At 38.1% G+C, this 18,399-nt stretch carries 16 protein-coding genes; all 16 read left to right on the top strand.

Translation table 11 applies throughout. The features are described 5' to 3' along the window. Positions 1-25 precede the first annotated feature (25 nt). The 16 genes from BALCAV_RS05140 to dpaA all read left to right on the top strand — a co-directional run bounded on the left by BALCAV_RS05140 (position 26) and on the right by dpaA (position 18,269). Entirely contained in the window at positions 26-4,330 is a 4,305-nt protein-coding gene (locus tag BALCAV_RS05140; protein ID WP_004428481.1) for a PolC-type DNA polymerase III, read from the top strand. A gap of 253 nt (positions 4,331-4,583) precedes the next feature. Next, complete coding sequence (gene rimP, locus BALCAV_RS05135; RefSeq protein ID WP_004428478.1) at positions 4,584-5,054, top strand: ribosome maturation factor RimP; 471 nt, start codon at positions 4,584-4,586, stop codon at positions 5,052-5,054. A gap of 91 nt (positions 5,055-5,145) precedes the next feature. Next, positions 5,146-6,291 carry a transcription termination factor NusA gene (nusA, locus tag BALCAV_RS05130; protein ID WP_004428475.1) on the top strand — a complete coding sequence of 382 codons (1,146 nt, stop codon included), beginning with the start codon at positions 5,146-5,148 and terminating at the stop codon, positions 6,289-6,291. Positions 6,292-6,312: 21 nt separating this feature from the next. After that, the gene (gene rnpM / locus BALCAV_RS05125; RefSeq protein ID WP_004428473.1) at positions 6,313-6,588 is read left to right on the top strand and encodes an RNase P modulator RnpM; all 276 of its coding nucleotides are present in this window, start codon (positions 6,313-6,315) and stop codon (positions 6,586-6,588) included. Continuing rightward, positions 6,585-6,896, top strand: coding sequence for a YlxQ family RNA-binding protein (locus BALCAV_RS05120; protein WP_004428470.1), 312 nt, complete (start codon positions 6,585-6,587; stop codon positions 6,894-6,896). Before rnpM ends, BALCAV_RS05120 begins: the two co-directional genes overlap by 4 nt. A gap of 15 nt (positions 6,897-6,911) precedes the next feature. Then, positions 6,912-9,026, top strand: a complete 2,115-nt coding sequence (gene infB / locus BALCAV_RS05115) for a translation initiation factor IF-2 (protein ID WP_004428467.1) — start codon at positions 6,912-6,914, stop codon at positions 9,024-9,026. Beyond that, positions 9,023-9,304, top strand: coding sequence for a DUF503 domain-containing protein (locus tag BALCAV_RS05110; protein ID WP_004428464.1), 282 nt, complete (start codon positions 9,023-9,025; stop codon positions 9,302-9,304). The genes infB and BALCAV_RS05110 overlap by 4 nt, the downstream gene beginning before the upstream one ends. Positions 9,305-9,338: 34 nt before the next feature. Continuing rightward, entirely contained in the window at positions 9,339-9,698 is a 360-nt protein-coding gene (rbfA, locus tag BALCAV_RS05105) for a 30S ribosome-binding factor RbfA (protein WP_004428461.1), read from the top strand. Between the two features lie 75 nt (positions 9,699-9,773). After that, positions 9,774-10,700, top strand: a complete 927-nt coding sequence (truB, locus tag BALCAV_RS05100; protein WP_004428459.1) for a tRNA pseudouridine(55) synthase TruB — start codon at positions 9,774-9,776, stop codon at positions 10,698-10,700. 26 nt (positions 10,701-10,726) lie between these two features. Then, the gene (gene ribF / locus BALCAV_RS05095) at positions 10,727-11,683 is read left to right on the top strand and encodes a riboflavin biosynthesis protein RibF (RefSeq protein ID WP_004428456.1); all 957 of its coding nucleotides are present in this window, start codon (positions 10,727-10,729) and stop codon (positions 11,681-11,683) included. A gap of 112 nt (positions 11,684-11,795) precedes the next feature. Further along, complete coding sequence (gene rpsO / locus BALCAV_RS05090) at positions 11,796-12,065, top strand: 30S ribosomal protein S15 (RefSeq protein WP_004428454.1); 270 nt, start codon at positions 11,796-11,798, stop codon at positions 12,063-12,065. A 184-nt stretch (positions 12,066-12,249) separates the two neighbouring features. Next, the gene (gene pnp / locus BALCAV_RS05085) at positions 12,250-14,367 is read left to right on the top strand and encodes a polyribonucleotide nucleotidyltransferase (protein ID WP_004428452.1); all 2,118 of its coding nucleotides are present in this window, start codon (positions 12,250-12,252) and stop codon (positions 14,365-14,367) included. Between the two features lie 213 nt (positions 14,368-14,580). After that, entirely contained in the window at positions 14,581-15,564 is a 984-nt protein-coding gene (locus BALCAV_RS05080; protein ID WP_040323661.1) for a polysaccharide deacetylase family protein, read from the top strand. A 12-nt stretch (positions 15,565-15,576) separates the two neighbouring features. After that, the gene (locus tag BALCAV_RS05075) at positions 15,577-16,818 is read left to right on the top strand and encodes a M16 family metallopeptidase (RefSeq protein ID WP_004428448.1); all 1,242 of its coding nucleotides are present in this window, start codon (positions 15,577-15,579) and stop codon (positions 16,816-16,818) included. 106 nt (positions 16,819-16,924) lie between these two features. Further along, positions 16,925-17,167, top strand: coding sequence for a YlmC/YmxH family sporulation protein (locus BALCAV_RS05070; protein ID WP_004428445.1), 243 nt, complete (start codon positions 16,925-16,927; stop codon positions 17,165-17,167). A 226-nt stretch (positions 17,168-17,393) separates the two neighbouring features. Beyond that, positions 17,394-18,269, top strand: a complete 876-nt coding sequence (dpaA, locus tag BALCAV_RS05065; RefSeq protein ID WP_003323901.1) for a dipicolinic acid synthetase subunit A — start codon at positions 17,394-17,396, stop codon at positions 18,267-18,269. The last annotated feature ends 130 nt before the right edge of the window (positions 18,270-18,399 follow it).

Genomic DNA, 18,399 nt, shown 5'->3' with positions numbered 1-18,399 from the left:
TGAAATGGAAGAAGGGAGAAGAATGATGGTACAAGCAGATGGACAAATAAGAAAAGAACGATTTCAATTGTTATTGCAACAAATTCAATTGCCTGAGCAGTTAGTTGAAATGTATTTAAAAGATGGACAAATTCAAAAACTATCGATTTATCGTGAACAAAAAAAATGGCATTTTCTTTTTCATATCCCTTCATTAATACCTGCAAATGTGTATCAAATTCTTGCGGGACGATTAGTCGATACGTTTCAAAATATTGCTACCGTTTCATTTTCCATTCAATATGACCAAGTCGAGTTAGCCGATAAAGAGTGGAGTGGTTATTGGCCACTCATTGTTGAGAGGCTACAAAATATTTCAAACGGCTTAAGAGAGCTTTTACAAAATCAAACACCAAAATTTGATGGAAAACGATTAGTCATCACCGTCAGAAACGAAACAGAGGCCGTTGCTTTAAAAAGGAAATTAAATGATCCTCTACGTGATACATTAGAGCAACTTTCGCTACCTCAAGTGACAATTGATGCTCATATTAATGAATCCAAAAAAGAATTTGAACGCTTTATTGAACAAAGAGAACAAGAAGATCACTCTAAAGTTGTCGAGGCGATCCTTGAGAAGAAAAAACAAGAAAAAGAAACAGAAAATCAGCTTAAAGGACAAGCACTTACACTTGGATATCCGATTAAAGATGAACCGATCCCACTTGAGTCAATTATGGATGAAGAGCGTCGTGTAACCGTTCAAGGGTATGTCTTTGCCGCTGAAACACGTGAACTGCGTAGTGGGCGCACATTACTTACTTTTAAAATAACCGATTATACGGATTCCATTTTAATTAAAATTTTCTCACGCGATAAAGAAGATATTCCGTTATTACAATCGGTTAAAAAAGGGATGTGGCTCAAAGTTCGTGGTGGCATTCAAATGGATACGTTCGTTCGCGATTTAGTTATGATCGCCAATGATATTAACGAAGTGAGTCCGATTGAAAGAGTCGACCAAGGGGAAGATGGCCAAAAACGAGTGGAGTTACATGTCCATACGACGATGAGTCAAATGGATGGAATCGTCTCAGCAGGTCGTTATGTAGAGCAAGCAGCAAAATGGGGTCATAAGGCGATCGCGATTACCGATCATGGCGTTGTTCAATCTTTTCCAGAAGCTTATTCATCGGGAAAAAAGAACGGGGTTAAAATTCTCTACGGATTAGAAGCAAACCTTGTTGATGACGGAGTACCGATTGCTTATAACGAACATGATTTAGAGTTGTATGATGCTGAATATGTCGTGTTTGACGTTGAAACGACGGGTTTATCGGCTGTTTACAATACAATTATTGAGCTAGCCGCCGTTAAAGTGAAAAATGGCGAGATTATTGATCGATTTGAATCATTTGCTGATCCACATGAACCGTTAACGAATACGATCATTGAATTAACAGGAATTACGGATGACATGGTCAAAGGAGCACCAGAAATAGAGGATGTTCTAAAGAAGTTTAAAGCATGGGTTGGAGAGGCGGTACTCGTCGCTCATAACGCCAGCTTTGATATGGGCTTCTTAAATGTCGGTTACCAAAAAAGTGGACTTCCGGAAGCAACTAATCCGGTCATCGATACACTTGAACTTGGACGATTCCTATACCCAGAGTTAAAAAATCACCGCTTAAATACGTTATGTAAAAAATTCGATATTGAACTTGTGAGTCATCACCGTGCGATTTATGATGCGGAAGCGACAGGATATCTTTTATGGAAAATGGTTCGTGATGCCGTTGAGAAAGAGATTGTTAAACATAACCAACTTAATGAGCATATGGGGCAAGGGAATTTTCATCGTCAACGTCCTTCTCATTGTATTATTTTAGCAGAAACGCAAGAAGGCTTAAAAAATCTCTATCAGCTCGTTACTATGTCCCATGTCAACTATTATTTCCGAACGCCTAGAATTCCTCGTTCCCAATTGCAGAAGCTGAGAAAAGGTTTACTAATCGGATCAGCTTGTGATAAAGGTGAGGTTTTTGAAGGGATGATGCAAAAATCTCCAGATGAGGTTGAAGAGATTGCAGCATTTTATGATTATTTAGAAGTACAGCCTCTTGGAAACTATCGGCATTTAATTGAGAGAGAACTTGTCAAAAATGAATCATCGTTACGTGAAATCATACAGAACATCGTAAAGCTCGGGGAGAAATTAAATAAACCTGTTGTGGCCACAGGAAATGTTCATTATTTAGATGAAGAGGATTATATTTATCGTAAAATTTTAATCGCTTCACAAGGTGGAGCCAATCCGCTTAATAAACAAACTTTGCCGCAGGTTCACTTCCGAACAACTGATGAAATGATTCAAGAATTTCAATTTTTAGGAAATGATATTGCCAAAAAAATTGTGATTGAAACACCTAATCAATTGGCAGAGCAAATCGAAGAGATTCATCCGATTCCCGATGAATTATATACACCTAAAATTGAAGGGGCGGATGATGAAGTTAGACAAATGAGTTATGATCGAGCGAGAATGATTTATGGGGAAGAGTTGCCGGAAATCGTTGAAGCACGGATTGAAAAGGAATTAAAAAGTATTATCGGTCATGGATTTGCCGTCATTTATTTAATTTCACATAAGCTCGTTAAAAAATCATTAATTGATGGCTATCTTGTAGGTTCTCGTGGTTCAGTCGGTTCCTCCTTTGTTGCGACGATGACGGAAATAACAGAGGTTAATCCACTACCACCACATTATGTCTGTCCAAATTGTCATCATTCTTACTTTTTTAATGATGGGTCAGTAGGTTCTGGATATGATTTACCTGATAAAGATTGCCCTGAGTGCGGGACGGCCTATGTCAAAGATGGACAAGATATCCCATTTGAAACATTTTTAGGTTTTAAGGGGGATAAAGTACCGGATATTGATTTGAACTTCTCGGGGGAGTACCAGCCAAGGGCTCATCATTATACAAAAGAGCTTTTTGGTGAAGAGTATGTTTATCGTGCCGGGACCATTGGTACGGTCGCTGAAAAAACCGCTTACGGCTATGTAAAGGGGTATCAAGGTGATCATGATCTCCATATGCGCGGTGCTGAAATTGATCGCTTGGTTTCAGGTTGTACAGGGGTGAAAAGAACAACTGGGCAACACCCTGGTGGAATTATCGTAGTTCCGGATTATATGGATATTCATGATTTTTGCCCGATCCAATTCCCAGCTGACGATCAAAAGGCAGAATGGAAAACAACTCATTTTGATTTCCATTCGATTCATGATAATTTATTAAAGCTTGATATTCTCGGACACGATGATCCGACCGTTATTCGAATGCTTCAAGATTTAAGTGGCATCGATCCTAAAACGATCCCAACAGATGATCCTGAAGTTATGAAGATTTTTAGCGGTCCAGAAGTGTTAGGGGTAACAGAAGAGCAAATTTTATGTAAAACGGGAACACTCGGAATTCCAGAGTTTGGTACACGGTTTGTCCGACAAATGTTAGAAGAAACGAAACCTAGTACGTTTTCAGAGCTCGTGCAGATTTCAGGGCTTTCACATGGGACAGATGTTTGGTTAAATAATGCCAATGAGCTTATATATAATGGAACATGTGAATTGAAAGATGTAATTGGTTGTCGTGATGATATTATGGTTTATTTAATTTATAAAGGGCTTGAACCTTCTTTGGCTTTTAAAATTATGGAATCCGTCCGTAAAGGGAAAGGCCTTCAACCTGAGTGGATTGAAGCAATGAAAGAAAATAATGTCCCAGATTGGTATATTGGTTCGTGTTTGAAGATTAAATATATGTTCCCGAAAGCCCATGCCGCGGCCTACGTGTTAATGGCTGTTCGGATTGCTTATTTTAAAGTTCATCATCCAATTTTATACTATGCATCTTATTTTACCGTTCGTGCCGATGATTTTGATTTGGATACGATGATTAAAGGTGCAGCCGCAATCAAAGCAAAAATTGAGGAAATTAATCAAAAAGGTTTGGATGCCGCTCCAAAAGAAAAAGCCGTTTTAACTGTCTTAGAACTTGCTTTAGAAATGGTCGAGCGAGGTTATTCCTTTAAAAAGGTAGAGCTTTATCGTTCAAGTGCAACTGAATTTATCGTCGATGGAAAGGAACTTTTACCACCTTTTAATGCGATGACAGGTGTTGGTACGAATGCGGCCCTTAATATTGTCAAAGCGAGACAAGAGCGAGAGTTTTTATCAAAAGAAGATTTGCAACAACGAAGTAAGTTAACAAAAACTGTTTTAGAGAGTTTAGACGATCATGGTTGTTTAGAAGGCTTACCTGATTCTAATCAGTTGTCTTTATTCTAAGAGGTACTAGTCGTGTCAAGTTGCAAAGCGATAAGGATTATGATATTCTGATAATGGTAATACTTAGAATAACGGTCCGAGAAAGAGTGGGGAAACCCACTCTTTCGTTGTTGGTTGGGGCAATTTTTAAGTATTAAAGAACCAAACGTTAGAATAGGTAGGGTTTCTATTACGGAGGAAGTTATGTTTTAGCGTTACGCAACCCACCTTTTGAGCTATGAATGTTGACTGTGATTTAGAAGGAGGGTTTGATGTGAGTAACAAAGTAACAGATGTTGTTGCTGAACTTGTAAGTCCTATTTTAGAAGACTTAAATTTAGAGTTAGTTGAAGTGGAGTTTAAAAAAGAAGGACCAAATTGGTTTTTGCGTGTGTTTATAGATTCTGAAACAGGTGTTGATTTAGAGGATTGCAGTGCTGTAAGCGAAAAATTAAGTGAAGTTCTAGACGAAAAGGATCCGATTGAACAAGCTTACTTTTTGGAAGTGTCTTCCCCCGGAGCTGAACGTCCACTAAAAACAAAACAGGATCTTGAAAAAGCTATTGGTAAATACATTCACGTTTCAACTTATGAAATGCTTGATGGCCAAAAAGTTTTTGAAGGTGATTTGCTTTCATTTGATGGGGGAACCCTATTGCTTGAAATGAAAATTAAAACACGTAAAAAAGAAATTGAAATTCCTTATGAAAAAGTAGCAAAAGTTAGGCTAGCAATCAAATTATAATGACAAGATGAAAAATGAAGAACGTCTTTTTCGAAAAGAAATTTTAAGAAGAAGTTAGAGTCTGATTATTTGAAAGGGGGAAATGAAATCCATGAATAGTGAATTTATGGATGCATTAACAACATTAGAAAAAGAAAAGGGGATTAGCAAGGAAGTTATTATTGAAGCGATTGAAGCAGCATTAATTTCCGGTTATAAGCGAAACTTCAATTCTGCACAAAATGTTCGTGTTGATGTTGACCGTGATAATGGGCGTATCCGCGTATTTGCGAGAAAAACTGTCGTTGAGGAAGTTTTTGATGCAAGATTAGAAATCGCTTTAGATGAAGCGAAGAAAATTCATCCAAGTTATGAAGTGGATGACATTGTTGAAATTGAAGTAACCCCAAAAGACTTTGGGCGCATCGCAGCTCAAACAGCTAAACAAGTTGTTACACAACGTGTTCGAGAAGCGGAACGTGGCATTATTTATGCTGACTTTATCGATCGTGAAGAAGACATTATGACAGGAATTGTTCAACGACAAGACCACCGTTTTATTTATGTCGACTTAGGAAAAGTAGAGGCTTTATTACCGGTGAATGAACAGATGCCAAATGAAACCTATGCTCATAATGATCGAATAAAAGCGTATATTACAAAAGTAGAAAAAACGACAAAAGGTCCACAAATTTTAATCTCTAGAACACACCCTGGTCTTCTTAAACGTTTATTTGAACTTGAAGTACCAGAGATTTATGATGGGACAGTTGAGATTAAATCTGTTTCTCGTGAAGCTGGTGATCGTTCTAAAATTGCAGTTCATGCAGATAATCCAGAAGTAGACCCAGTAGGAGCCTGTGTTGGACCAAAAGGTGGACGTGTTCAAACGATTGTCAACGAATTAAAAGGGGAAAAAATTGATATCGTTCGCTGGTCAGAAGATCCAGTTGAGTATGTAGCCAATGCTTTAAGCCCTTCAAAAGTCGTGCAAGTGAATGTCAATGAAGAAGAGAAGATGACCCAAGTCATCGTCCCTGATTATCAACTTTCATTAGCGATCGGTAAACGAGGCCAAAACGCTAGACTTGCGGCTAAGTTAACAGGTTGGAAAATTGATATTAAGAGTGAGTCAGAAGCAAAAGAATTAGGCTTATTATCGGAAACAGACTTGCTTGAAAACGATGATTTAATCAGCGAAGAATCTTATGATGAAGAAGCAGCTTATTCTGTTGATTCAGATTCCAAACTTGATTAAAAATAAGGGAGATGGGGCCAAATGAAAAAGCGTAAAGTTCCACTTCGTAAATGTGTTGTCACGAATGAAATGAAACCAAAACAAGAGTTAATCCGCGTTGTTCGCTCCCCTGAAGGAGAAGTATCAGTAGATCTTAGTGGGAAAAAGAATGGACGAGGAGCTTATCTTAGCAACAGTAAAGAATGTTTTGAAATGGCGAAAAAGAAGGATGTTCTTTCAAAGCAATTACAAGTACAAGTTAGTCCAGAAATATATGATGAACTAGAGCTTGCAAGAGAGCGTGGAAGCAAAAAATGAGCCTAAACGATTCTAAGTGGTTATCCTTATTAGGACTTGCAGCAAGAGCAAGACAAATTGTGACTGGAGAGGAGCTTGTCACAAAGGAAGTGCGGGCACAGTCAGTGCAACTTGTACTTCTTTCTCAAGATGCCTCAGAAAATACAAAGAAAAAAATTTTGGACAAATGTAGTCATTATAATGTAACGGTCCGTCTCGTAGCGGATCGCGAAACTCTCGGTCGTGCCATCGGTAAGGCTGAAAGAGTCGTCATCGGGATTAAGGATAGCGGTTTTGCCAAAAAAATGACTGCATTCATTGACCAATGAATGTGGAGGACGTGTATGAAAAAAATGAGAATCTACGAATATGCAAAAGAAAAGAATGTATCAAGCAAAGAAGTGATTGATAAGTTAAAGTCATTAAATATGGATGTAACAAATCATATGTCTGTTATTGATGATAAGATGGTCGCTTTATTAGATGGGGATTCTAAGCAGAAAAAACCTGCAACAGATGCATCAAAAGATAACAAAGCACAAAACCGTACGAATAAACCGAACCAATCTAATAACCAAGCACCGCAAAACAGAAATCAAAAGAACAAACCAAAGCAAGGCAAAGGTCCGCAAAATCGTTCAAACAAAGGACCAAATAAACGAAATCAAACTCAGCAAAACCATACACCACCTAAACCAAAGCCATTACCAGAAAAAATTACGTACTCTGGCTCTTTAACAGTTGGTGAGCTTGCGAAACTTCTTCATAAGGAACCATCTGAACTAATCAAGAAGTTGATGTTCTTAGGTGTGATGTCAACAATTAATCAAGAACTTGACAAAGATACGATTGAATTGATTGCTGGTGATTATGGTGTTGAAGTAGAAGAAGAGATCATCATTGATGAGATTGATTTTGAAGAGTATGTGGAAGTTGTCAATGAAGAAAATCTTGCTGAACGTCCACCAGTCGTAACGATTATGGGACACGTTGACCACGGAAAAACAACTTTACTTGATTCAATTCGTCAAACGAAGGTGACAGAGGGTGAAGCAGGTGGTATCACTCAACATATTGGTGCTTACCAAATCGAAACAGATGGTAAAAAAATCACGTTCTTAGATACTCCTGGACACGCAGCTTTTACAACAATGCGTGCTCGTGGTGCTCAAGTAACGGATATTACGATTTTAGTTGTCGCAGCTGATGATGGTGTTATGCCGCAAACAAAAGAAGCGATTAGCCATGCAAAAGCAGCCGGAGTACCAATTATTGTGGCAGTTAACAAAATCGATAAAGAAGCAGCCAATCCAGATCGAGTTATGCAAGAGTTAACGGAATTTGAACTCGTTCCAGAAGCATGGGGAGGAGACACAATTTTTGTTAATGTTTCAGCGTTATCAGGTACGGGAATTGATGAACTATTAGAAATGGTTCTTCTTGTTTCTGAAGTAGCTGAATTAAAAGCAGATCCAACACTTAAAGCAAAAGGGACTGTGATTGAAGCTGAGCTTGATAAAGGGCGTGGAGCTGTTGCGACATTGCTTGTCCAAAATGGTTCATTAAATGTTGGAGACCCAATTGTGGTCGGTAGTTCATTTGGGCGTGTTCGTGCCATGGTTAACGACCTAGGACGTCGTGTGAAACGAGTAGGTCCATCAACACCTGTTGAAATTACAGGGCTAAATGATGTACCACTAGCAGGTGATCAATTCCAAGTATTTGCTGATGAGAAAAAAGCTCGTCAAATTGGAGAGGCTCGTTCTTCTCGTCAACGTGAGGAGAATCGTTCGGAAAACTCTCGCGTTAGTTTAGATGACCTCTTTAATCAAATCCAGCAAGGTGATGTCAAAGATATTAACATCATTATTAAAGCTGATGTTCAAGGTTCTGTGGAAGCGATGAGAGGTTCACTTGAGAAGATTGATGTAGCTGGCGTAAAGGTTAATATCATTCATACTGGTGTTGGGGCGATTACAGAGTCAGACATTATTTTAGCATCTGCTTCAAATGCGATTGTCATTGGTTTTAGTGTCCGTCCTGATGTGAATGCAAAGCGTGTTGCTGAGTCAGAAAAAGTAGACATTCGTTTACACCGTGTTATTTATAATGCAATTGACGAAATTGAAGCAGCAATGAAAGGGATGCTAGATCCTGAATTTGAAGAGAAGGTCATCGGTCAAGTTGAAATCCGTACGACATTTAAAGTATCCAAAATTGGTACAATTGCTGGTTCGTATGTAACAGAAGGAAAGATTTCACGTGATTCGACTGTTCGTTTAATTCGTGATGGCGTCGTTATTTATGAAGGAGCGATTAATGCTCTGAAACGCTTTAAAGATGATGCAAAAGAAGTAGCAGCAGGTTATGAGTGTGGAATTACGCTTGAGAACTTTAATGATGTCAAAGAAGGCGACATTATTGAAGCATACATTATGGAGGAAATTGAGCGTAAATGATCATCGGCTCCGTTCGGTGTGAACTCCTCATCTATAATGTCCACTCATTAAAAGAAAAGCGCTCTGTTCTCAAAAGCGTTCAAACCCGTTTGAAACAAAGGTTTAATCTTTCTGTTGCGGAAACCGATTTTCAAGACGTTTGGCAACGGGCTGAATTGTCTATTGTCACGGTTGGAAACACAAGAACCATTTGTGAAAAGGAATTACAGCGTGCCACAGCTCTCATCGATAGTGAAGAGCGAGCAGAGCGTACGTTAACAGATTATGAATGGTTATAAGTAGAATTTAGAGATTTTCCAGAGGTGAACAACTATGAGTAATGTTCGTGCACACCGTGTTGGTGAGCAAATGAAAAAAGAATTAAGTGATATTATTATGCGTGAATTAAAGGACCCAAGAATAAGTTTTGTTACAGTAACAGGTGTTGATGTAACAGGTGACTTGCAACAAGCAAAAGTCTACATTACAGTTTTAGGTAGTGATGAGCAAAAGGAAGCAACCCTACTCGGTCTTTCAAAAGCAAAAGGCTTTATGCGAAGTGAAATTGGGAAACGAATTCGGTTACGCAAAACGCCTGAGCTCATTTTTGAATTTGATCAGTCGATTGAATACGGAAATCGAATTGAATCATTATTAAGTAAAATCAATCAAGAGCCGAAAACAGGAGAATAAATCGGAAAGGATAGGGGCCATAAGGGTTCACTATCCTTTCTTTATTAAAATTGGTTTTTAAGGTGAGTGAATATTATGAATAAAGCTGGCGTCTTATCATTATATAAACCGGCTGGCATGACGTCTCATGACTGTGTTGCGAAATTAAGAAGATTATTTCAAACAAAAAAAATTGGTCATACAGGTACTCTTGATCCGGCTGTAACCGGAGTTTTACCGATTTGTATTGGCAAAGCAACAAAAGTCGCTCAATATATGTCCGATTATGCAAAAGCATATGAAGCAGAAGTGACGATAGGCTTTGCTACAACGACAGAGGATCAAACAGGAGAAACCGTTGAAGAAAAAGCGGTCACAAACTCGATATCTTCACAAAAGATTGACGAGGTTCTCGCCTCTTTTTTAGGAGAAATAAACCAAACACCACCGATGTATTCAGCTGTCAAAGTAAAGGGGAGACGATTGTACGATTACGCTAGAAAAGGGGAAGTAGTCGATCGCCCAAGTCGGATTGTGACAATTGAAGAAATCAATCGGCTCGGAGATGTTCAATGGAATCAGGACAAACAGACTCTTTGTTTTCGTCTTTTTGTCAAATGTTCTAAAGGTACTTATGTTCGAACGCTCGCCGTTGATATTGGGAAAAAGCTCGGATTTCCAGCCCATATGTCCAAGCTACAACGAGTGTCATCGGGTCCTTTTACTTTAGAAGATTGCCTTTCTTTTGAGGAAATTGAGCAAATGGAATCAATTGAAGAAAGATGTCAGCAATTAAAGCCGTTAGAAATAGCGATTGCCCATATTCCCAAGTATACGGTTACGGAAGAATTAGAAGCAAAAATAAAAGTAGGCTCGGTCTTACCCCAAGATAAATTTATAGATGAAAATAGATTTACGTTCTATAATAAAGAAGGTCAATGTTTAGCGATCTATCAGCAACATCCAACAAAAGCTGGGTTAATCAAACCAGAAAAAATGATTTGGACAAGTCTTGACGAATAAAAGTATAGTTTTAAGGGGGACCGAAGATGGAAACGATTTATTTAAGACACCCTATCGATCCAAAAAAAATCGAAACAAAACCTAACGTTATGGCATTAGGTTATTTTGATGGTGTACATAAAGGGCATCAAGAGGTCATTAAAGCGGCCGCGGCTATTGCCATCGAGGATCATTTACAATTAACGGTGATGACCTTCCACCCTCACCCAAAAGAAGTGCTTGGGAAATCATCAGAACCGATGAGATACCTTACTCCTTTAGAAGATAAGTTAACTTATATGGAAAAGTTAGGGGTGGAGCGAATCTATATTATTTCTTTCACCGAAGAGTTTGCCAAATTATCACCGGAACAATTTGTAGACGAGTATTTAAGCGGGTTAAATGTTAAACATGCGGTTGCGGGCTTTGATTTTACATACGGTGCGTTAGGCCGAGGGAATATGGAATCTTTACCTGGTCACGCCAAAGGTCAATTTTCACAAACGATTGTTCCTAAGCTTGAATATGGAAATTTAAAAATTAGCTCAAGCCATATTCGTGAGCTGTTAGAGCGTGGCGAGGTTGAGGAAATTCCAAACAACCTAAATCGTTATTATAAATTAAAAGGACTCGTGATTGATGGCGATAAAAGGGGGAGGAAGCTAGGGTTTCCAACAGCCAATATTCAAATGGAGAAACGATATGTTACTCCGAGAATAGGGGTTTACGGGGTACGGGTTACCCATGGACAATCTCAATACTTTGGCGTTTGTAATCTAGGTTATGCTCCAACCTTTAATAAGACACAAAAAACCGATCCGAGTATCGAAGTTCATCTCTTGCAATATGATGGCGATTTATATGGCGAGGAGTTAGAAGTGGAGTGGATTTTCAGAATTCGACCTGAAAAGAAATTTGCTGACTTTAATGACTTAGTCACTCAAATTGAAGCAGATAAACAAACAGCGATTACGTATTTTGCTGAGAATCAACTTGCATTCTAATAAAAACCCATGTATAGTAGACAATGTACGTTAAGTACTAATCCTTTTCTTGGCAATACGATTTCACCGACGATTGCTAGGGATTGGAGATTATGAAAGGGAGGTGAACAGGATGGCATTAACACAAGAGCGCAAGAATGAATTAATCGCTGAGTTTAAAGTGCATGATACGGACACTGGTTCTCCAGAGGTTCAAGTCGCTATCCTTACTGAGCAGATCAACACATTGAATGAGCATTTACGTACTCATAAAAAGGATCACCATTCACGTCGTGGTCTTTTAAAAATGGTAGGTCAACGTCGTAACTTGTTAACTTATTTACGTAACAAAGATGTAACTCGTTACCGTAATCTAGTTGATAAGCTTGGCTTACGTCGATAGTTTTTAAGTGAAAGCGGGAGGATTCCCGCTTTTTTCGCTCTTTAAGGACATTTATTGATTAAAAAGGTATGTTTTCAGGCAGAAGATTTATACATAATAGGAACTAATCCTTTTATTTTTTCGTTAAATAGGCAATAATAAGAACAGATTGATTATTTTTGTGTACGAGAGGAGTACGCGCGTAATGGAACAGGAAAGACAAGTATTTACAATGGAATGGGCCGGTCGAACGCTTTCGATTGAAACAGGCCAACTCGCTAAACAAGCAAACGGTGCCGTTCTTGTTCGTTATGGGGACACGGCTGTTTTAAGTACAGCTACAGCATCAAAGGAACCGAAAGATGTAAGCTTTTTCCCATTAACCGTTAACTACGAAGAGCGCTTATATGCAGCTGGTAAGATTCCAGGTGGTTTTATTAAAAGAGAGGGTCGTCCAAGCGAAAAGGCGATTTTAGCAAGTCGTTTAATCGATAGACCGATTCGCCCTTTATTCCCTGATGGATTTAGAAATGAAGTGCAAGTCATTAGCATCGTGATGAGTGTTGAGCAAAATTGCTCATCTGAAATGGCTGCCATGTTCGGTTCTTCATTAGCTCTTTCTATCTCAAATATCCCATTTGATGGTCCGATTGCTGGAGTGACAGTTGGTCGTGATTCTGAAGGGCAATTTATCATTAATCCTACACCTGAGCAATTAGATAATAGTGACCTTAACTTGGTCGTTGCAGGAACTAAGGATGCCATTAACATGGTTGAAGCTGGTGCAAATGAAGTACCAGAAGAAGTCATGCTTGAAGCAATTATGTTTGGTCATGATGAGATTAAACGTCTTATCGCTTTCCAAGAAGAAATCGTTCATCAAATTGGAAAAGAGAAACAAGATGTTATCTTAAAACAAATTGCTCCTGAACTTGATCAGGAAGTAAGAGAAATCGCTGAAGCAGATATGAAACAAGCTGTTCAAGTCCAAGAAAAACATGCAAGACAAGCAGCAATTGATTCCGTTATTGAAGCAACATTGGCAAAGTTTGAGGAACGTGATGATGAGAGCATTAAAATCAGCGATGTCAAAGAAATGTTACAAAAGCTTGTAAAAGAAGAAGTTCGTCGTTTAATTACCGTTGAAAAGGTAAGACCTGATGGGCGAGCTATTGATGAAATTCGTCCGCTTTCTTCACAAGTAAAATTATTACCAAGAACACATGGCTCTGGTTTGTTTACCCGTGGTCAAACACAAGCATTAAGCATTTGTACATTAGGAGCTCTTGGTGATGTTCAAATCTTAGATGGTTTAGGAATTGAAGAATCAAAACGCTTTATGCATCATTACAATTTCCCACAATTTAGTGTAGGAGAAACAGGTCCAATTCGTGGACCAGGTCGTCGAGAGATTGGACACGGGGCGTTAGGTGAACGTGCACTTGATCCAGTTATTCCAGATGAGAATACGTTCCCTTATACGATTCGACTTGTATCAGAAGTATTAGAATCAAATGGTTCAACTTCACAAGCGAGTATTTGTGCAAGTACTTTAGCAATGATGGATGCCGGTGTACCAATTAAAGCACCAGTTGCTGGGATTGCAATGGGTCTTGTGAAACAAGATGAGCATATTAGTGTGTTAACCGATATTCAAGGGATGGAAGATGCTCTTGGAGATATGGACTTTAAAGTCGCTGGAACGAAAAAGGGAGTAACCGCACTACAAATGGATATTAAGATTTCTGGTATTAACCGTGAAATTTTAGAAGAAGCCTTAGAGCAAGCCAAAAGAGGTCGAATGATTATCCTAGATAGTATGCTAGCTACAATTGCCGAATCTCGTACAGAGCTTTCGGAATTTGCTCCAAAAATTATGACAATGAAAATCAACCCTGATAAGATTCGTGATGTCATTGGACCAAGTGGAAAAATGATTAATAAAATCATTGAAGAAACAGGTGTTAAAATTGATATCGAACAAGATGGTACTGTGTATATTTCCTCTGTCGATAGTGAAATGAACAAAAAAGCACGCTCCATTATTGAAGATATTGTCCGTGAAGTTGAAATTGGTCAAACTTATCTTGGAAAAGTTAAACGTATTGAAAAATTTGGTGCTTTTGTTGAGTTATTTAAAGGGAAAGATGGACTTGTTCACATTTCTCAACTTGCAGAAGAGAGAATTAACAAAGTGGAAGATGTCGTTCAAATTGGCGATGAGATTTTAGTCCGTGTAACGGAAATCGACAATCAAGGCAGAGTTAACTTATCAAGAAAAGTGATTTTAAAAGAACAAAAAGAGCAACAAGATCAAAAATAACAATGGGGCTGGGAAATCCAGTCTCATTTTTTTCATTTTACATTAAGTACTACAAATAGCGACGTGAAAAATGAAAAAGGAAAAGCGAGAACGTCATAAAAGAAGAAATGCATACCTAATAATGAAAGATAATCTTTCTCTACATATAAAACATGTCCACTCCTTAGTTCTAACCTGTCCTTCATCTTCATAGGTTGAGAGTAAGGGGGAGTGATCGTGAAAAAGTATATTATCCACGCGATGTTTTTTATTGGCATTCTTTTTTTATCATTTTCAGTAGTTCACAACCCTTTTTCATTGAATTATATTGATTCTTTGAAAGAGGAGAGTTTAATGGTCGTGGCTCCGTCTAATTCACTGTTGCAAGAAATAGAATCGAAGGCAGAGTCATATAATGTGGCACCTATAGATGCAAGGGTTGATCGTGTATGGAAGGCGGTACCTGGTTATAATGGCTTAAAGGTTGACGTAGAAGCGTCCTATGATAAGATGAAGAAGGTAGGCCTATTTGATGAAAATCGACTCGTTTTTAATGAAATCTCTCCATCCATTCATTTAGAGAATTTAGAGCCACAGCCGATATATCGTGGTAATGAAGAGAAGCCAATGGTTTCCTTTTTAATAAATGTCGCATGGGGAAATGAATATATTCCAGAGATATTAAAAACACTAAATAAACATTCGATCAAATCAACCTTTTTTCTGGATGGCTCTTGGGTGAAAAATAATCCACAAATCGCTTTAATGATTTATGAAGAAGGACATGAAATTGGAAGCCATGCTTATTCTCACCCAGATATGAATTCATTAACCCAACAAAGGATTGATGAGGAACTACAGAAAACAAATGATGTGATTGAAGCAACATTAAATGTTACACCAAAATGGTTTGCTCCTCCTAGTGGAAGTTTTAATCAAACTGTTGTTGACCGTGCAGCTAATTTAGATATGCAGACAATCTTATGGTCGGTGGATACAATCGATTGGCGAAACCCTAACCCTAATGAAATGAGCGAAAGAGTACTCGGCAAAGTTCATAATGGAGCGATGATTTTAATGCATCCAACAGAGGCGTCGACAAAAGGTTTGGAACAAATGATCATCGGAATCAAAGAAAAGAACTATCAAATTGGAACGGTGACAGACTTAATGGATGAAAAACGATTAAATATTGGTGTAACCCTTAAACAGGACTAAGGGGGTAAAAGAGTGATCCAAAAGATAGAATTAGATAATGGGGTCAGAATTTTAGCAGAATCGATTCCACATGTGCGTTCCGTCTCAATGGGCGTATGGATTGGAACAGGTTCACGAAATGAACATAAAGAGGAAAATGGAATTTCACACTTTTTAGAGCATATGTTTTTTAAAGGGACTAAAACAAGGTCGGCAGCTCAAATTGCCGAGACATTTGATCGTATTGGTGGTCAAGTAAATGCCTTTACGTCAAAAGAGTATACTTGTTATTATGCAAAAGTGTTAGATGATCATAGCAAAATAGCGATTGATGTCTTATCGGATATGTTTTTTAATTCTTTGTTTGAAAAAACAGAGCTAGCCAAAGAAAGAAATGTTGTATTAGAAGAAATCAAAATGGTCGACGATACACCAGATGATATCGTTCATGATTTATTGAGTGAGGCAAGTTATGGCAAACACTCTTTAAGTTATCCGATTTTAGGAACGGTTGAAACACTCGAAACATTTACCGAAGAGCATCTTCGTGATTATATGGACCGCTTTTATACAGGTGATTATGTCGTTGTATCAATCGCCGGTAATATTACGGATGAAATTATTGAACAAATTAAAGAAGTTTTTTCGGCGGTTAAACCGACAACATATGAATTAAAGCGTGAGGCACCTGTCTTTATTCCTGAAAAAATAATTCGAAAAAAAGAAACCGAGCAAGCTCATTTATGTTTAGGCTATCCGGGACTAGAAATTGGGCATAAAGATGTTTACGGTCTTGTACTATTAAACAATTTGCTTGGAGGTAGTATGAGTAGTCGCCTTTTCCAAGAAATTCGTGAGCAAAGAGGATTATGTTATTCGGTTTTCTCGTATCATTCTTCCTATCAGGATAGTGGTATGTTAACGGTATATGCAGGGACGGCTCATAAGCAGCTGGATGAATTAATTGAGGCTGTTCATATGACAACGGCTAACCTTGCTGAAAAAGGGATGACGGAAAAAGAACTAGCAAATGGAAAAGAGCAATTAAAAGGAAACTTAATGCTAAGTCTTGAAAGCACAAATAGTCGTATGAGCCGTAATGGGAAAAATGAACTATTATTAAAACAACATCGTAGCTTAGATGAGATTATTCAAGAAATTAATGATGTACAGTTAGATGAAGTGAATAAGATTGCCAAACTAATTTTGACGAACAATCCATCAATTTCTCTTATTAATGCAACTGGTGAGATGCCTGAAGCTTTACAAGGATAATAATGTTTTAGTCAGTTGAACCTCCTACTTAATGTGGGAGGTCTTTTTTGTTTTTTTCTCATAAAGTAAATTAAGGACAACTAATTTAGACAACCGGGGTGAGCTTATGCGTCTAAGTGAAATGAGCAATAAAGAAATTATTGATTTTCAGCGTGGGGAGCGATTAGGCATTTTAGGTCAAACGGATTTGTTAATTGATGAAGAGACAGGAGACATTCATGCTTTTATGATTCCAACGATGAAATGGTTTGGTTTTGGGAAAAAAGAACATGAAGTGACCGTTTATTGGCAGCAAATAAAAAAAATCGGTCAAGATATGATTATTATTGATTTAGAACGAATGGAGTAATTGCGAACTCTATATTCATAAAAAATGTTCCATAATTGTAAAAGCCTATTCTTCTTTAACTTAAGGAGGAATAGGCTTTTTTCTAATTTTTGAAGTAGGCTATTGTATTCACCACCGTGAATTTATAGACATATGCTATGTTGAAGCACTTTCGTTCATCCCTAATCGCTTCATTATTCATAGAAAAAAGAGATTAGAAATTGATAGGAAAGGAGACCGATTTAAGATGCTTGAAGGAAAACATATTGTCATCATTGGCGGTGATGCACGGCAGCTTGAAATAATAAGAAAGCTTTCTCAAGTTCATGCCCGTATTTCATTAGTCGGTTTTGAACAGCTAGATGATGGCTTTATCGGTGCTTCCAAAGCAGTTATGGATGAATTAGATTGGAAAAAAGTAGATGCCCTTATTCTTCCTGTTAGTGGGACCGATCATGAGGGAGCGGTTGAAACGATCTTTTCTAATGAAAAAGTAATACTTAGCGCCAAACATTTAAACCAAACACCTAAACATTGTGTCGTATATAGTGGCATTAGCACTGACTATTTAAATGATATTATCAAAAAATCAAATCGTAAATTAATTAAACTGATGGAACGAGATGACGTTGCGATTTACAATTCGATTCCTACAGCTGAAGGGGCGATAATGATTGCAATTCAGCATACAGATATCACGCTTCATAATGCAAATGTCGTCGTTTTAGGACTCGGTCGAACAGGGATGACGATTGCTAGAACTTTTTCAGCTATTGGAGCTAAGGTAAAAGTAGCGGCTAAAGAAACTGAACTTTTAGCGAGAGTAACAGAGATGGGGTTAACCCCAATTCCAATATCTGAACTTGAAAACCAATGTTCGGATGTTGATATTTTTGTTAATACGATCCCAGCCCTTGTTTTAACAGAAAAAGTAATTGCCAAAATGCCAACTCATTCCTTGATTATTGATTTAGCCTCAAAACCGGGTGGAACCGATTTTGATTATGCTGAAAAAAGAGGAATAAGAGCTCAATTAGTCCCAGGACTTCCGGGAATTGTCGCTCCTAAAACAGCTGGGAAAATATTGGCGAATGTTTTAACTGAATTATTGTTGGAGCAGTAGGTAGGATTATTATTCTAGCTGCGTCCGTTAGAAGCTCGAGAAAAATCGGTTCGTCTTTATGAAGTCAAAGAGCGACTTCAAAAGCCGCCCAGTATTTTTTCTCGCTTCTGGTCGAACGGACTCCGCTTTA

This window comes from Alkalihalobacillus alcalophilus ATCC 27647 = CGMCC 1.3604 (genome assembly GCF_000292245.2).
Classification (GTDB): domain Bacteria; phylum Bacillota; class Bacilli; order Bacillales; family Bacillaceae_D; genus Alkalihalobacillus; species Alkalihalobacillus alcalophilus.
This window is presented reverse-complemented; position numbering and strand designations above follow the sequence as displayed.

Bases quoted from the DNA above. Each gene is read 5' to 3' on its own strand.
- BALCAV_RS05140 (WP_004428481.1), top strand. From the start codon at position 26: ATGGTACAAGCAGATGGACAAATAAGAAAAGAACGATTTCAATTGTTA.
- nusA (WP_004428475.1), top strand. From the start codon at position 5,146: ATGAATAGTGAATTTATGGATGCATTAACAACATTAGAAAAAGAAAAG.
- rnpM (WP_004428473.1), top strand. From the start codon at position 6,313: ATGAAAAAGCGTAAAGTTCCACTTCGTAAATGTGTTGTCACGAATGAA.
- BALCAV_RS05120 (WP_004428470.1), top strand. From the start codon at position 6,585: ATGAGCCTAAACGATTCTAAGTGGTTATCCTTATTAGGACTTGCAGCA.
- infB (WP_004428467.1), top strand. From the start codon at position 6,912: ATGAAAAAAATGAGAATCTACGAATATGCAAAAGAAAAGAATGTATCA.
- BALCAV_RS05110 (WP_004428464.1), top strand. From the start codon at position 9,023: ATGATCATCGGCTCCGTTCGGTGTGAACTCCTCATCTATAATGTCCAC.
- rbfA (WP_004428461.1), top strand. From the start codon at position 9,339: ATGAGTAATGTTCGTGCACACCGTGTTGGTGAGCAAATGAAAAAAGAA.
- truB (WP_004428459.1), top strand. From the start codon at position 9,774: ATGAATAAAGCTGGCGTCTTATCATTATATAAACCGGCTGGCATGACG.
- ribF (WP_004428456.1), top strand. From the start codon at position 10,727: ATGGAAACGATTTATTTAAGACACCCTATCGATCCAAAAAAAATCGAA.
- rpsO (WP_004428454.1), top strand. From the start codon at position 11,796: ATGGCATTAACACAAGAGCGCAAGAATGAATTAATCGCTGAGTTTAAA.
- pnp (WP_004428452.1), top strand. From the start codon at position 12,250: ATGGAACAGGAAAGACAAGTATTTACAATGGAATGGGCCGGTCGAACG.
- BALCAV_RS05070 (WP_004428445.1), top strand. From the start codon at position 16,925: ATGCGTCTAAGTGAAATGAGCAATAAAGAAATTATTGATTTTCAGCGT.
- dpaA (WP_003323901.1), top strand. From the start codon at position 17,394: ATGCTTGAAGGAAAACATATTGTCATCATTGGCGGTGATGCACGGCAG.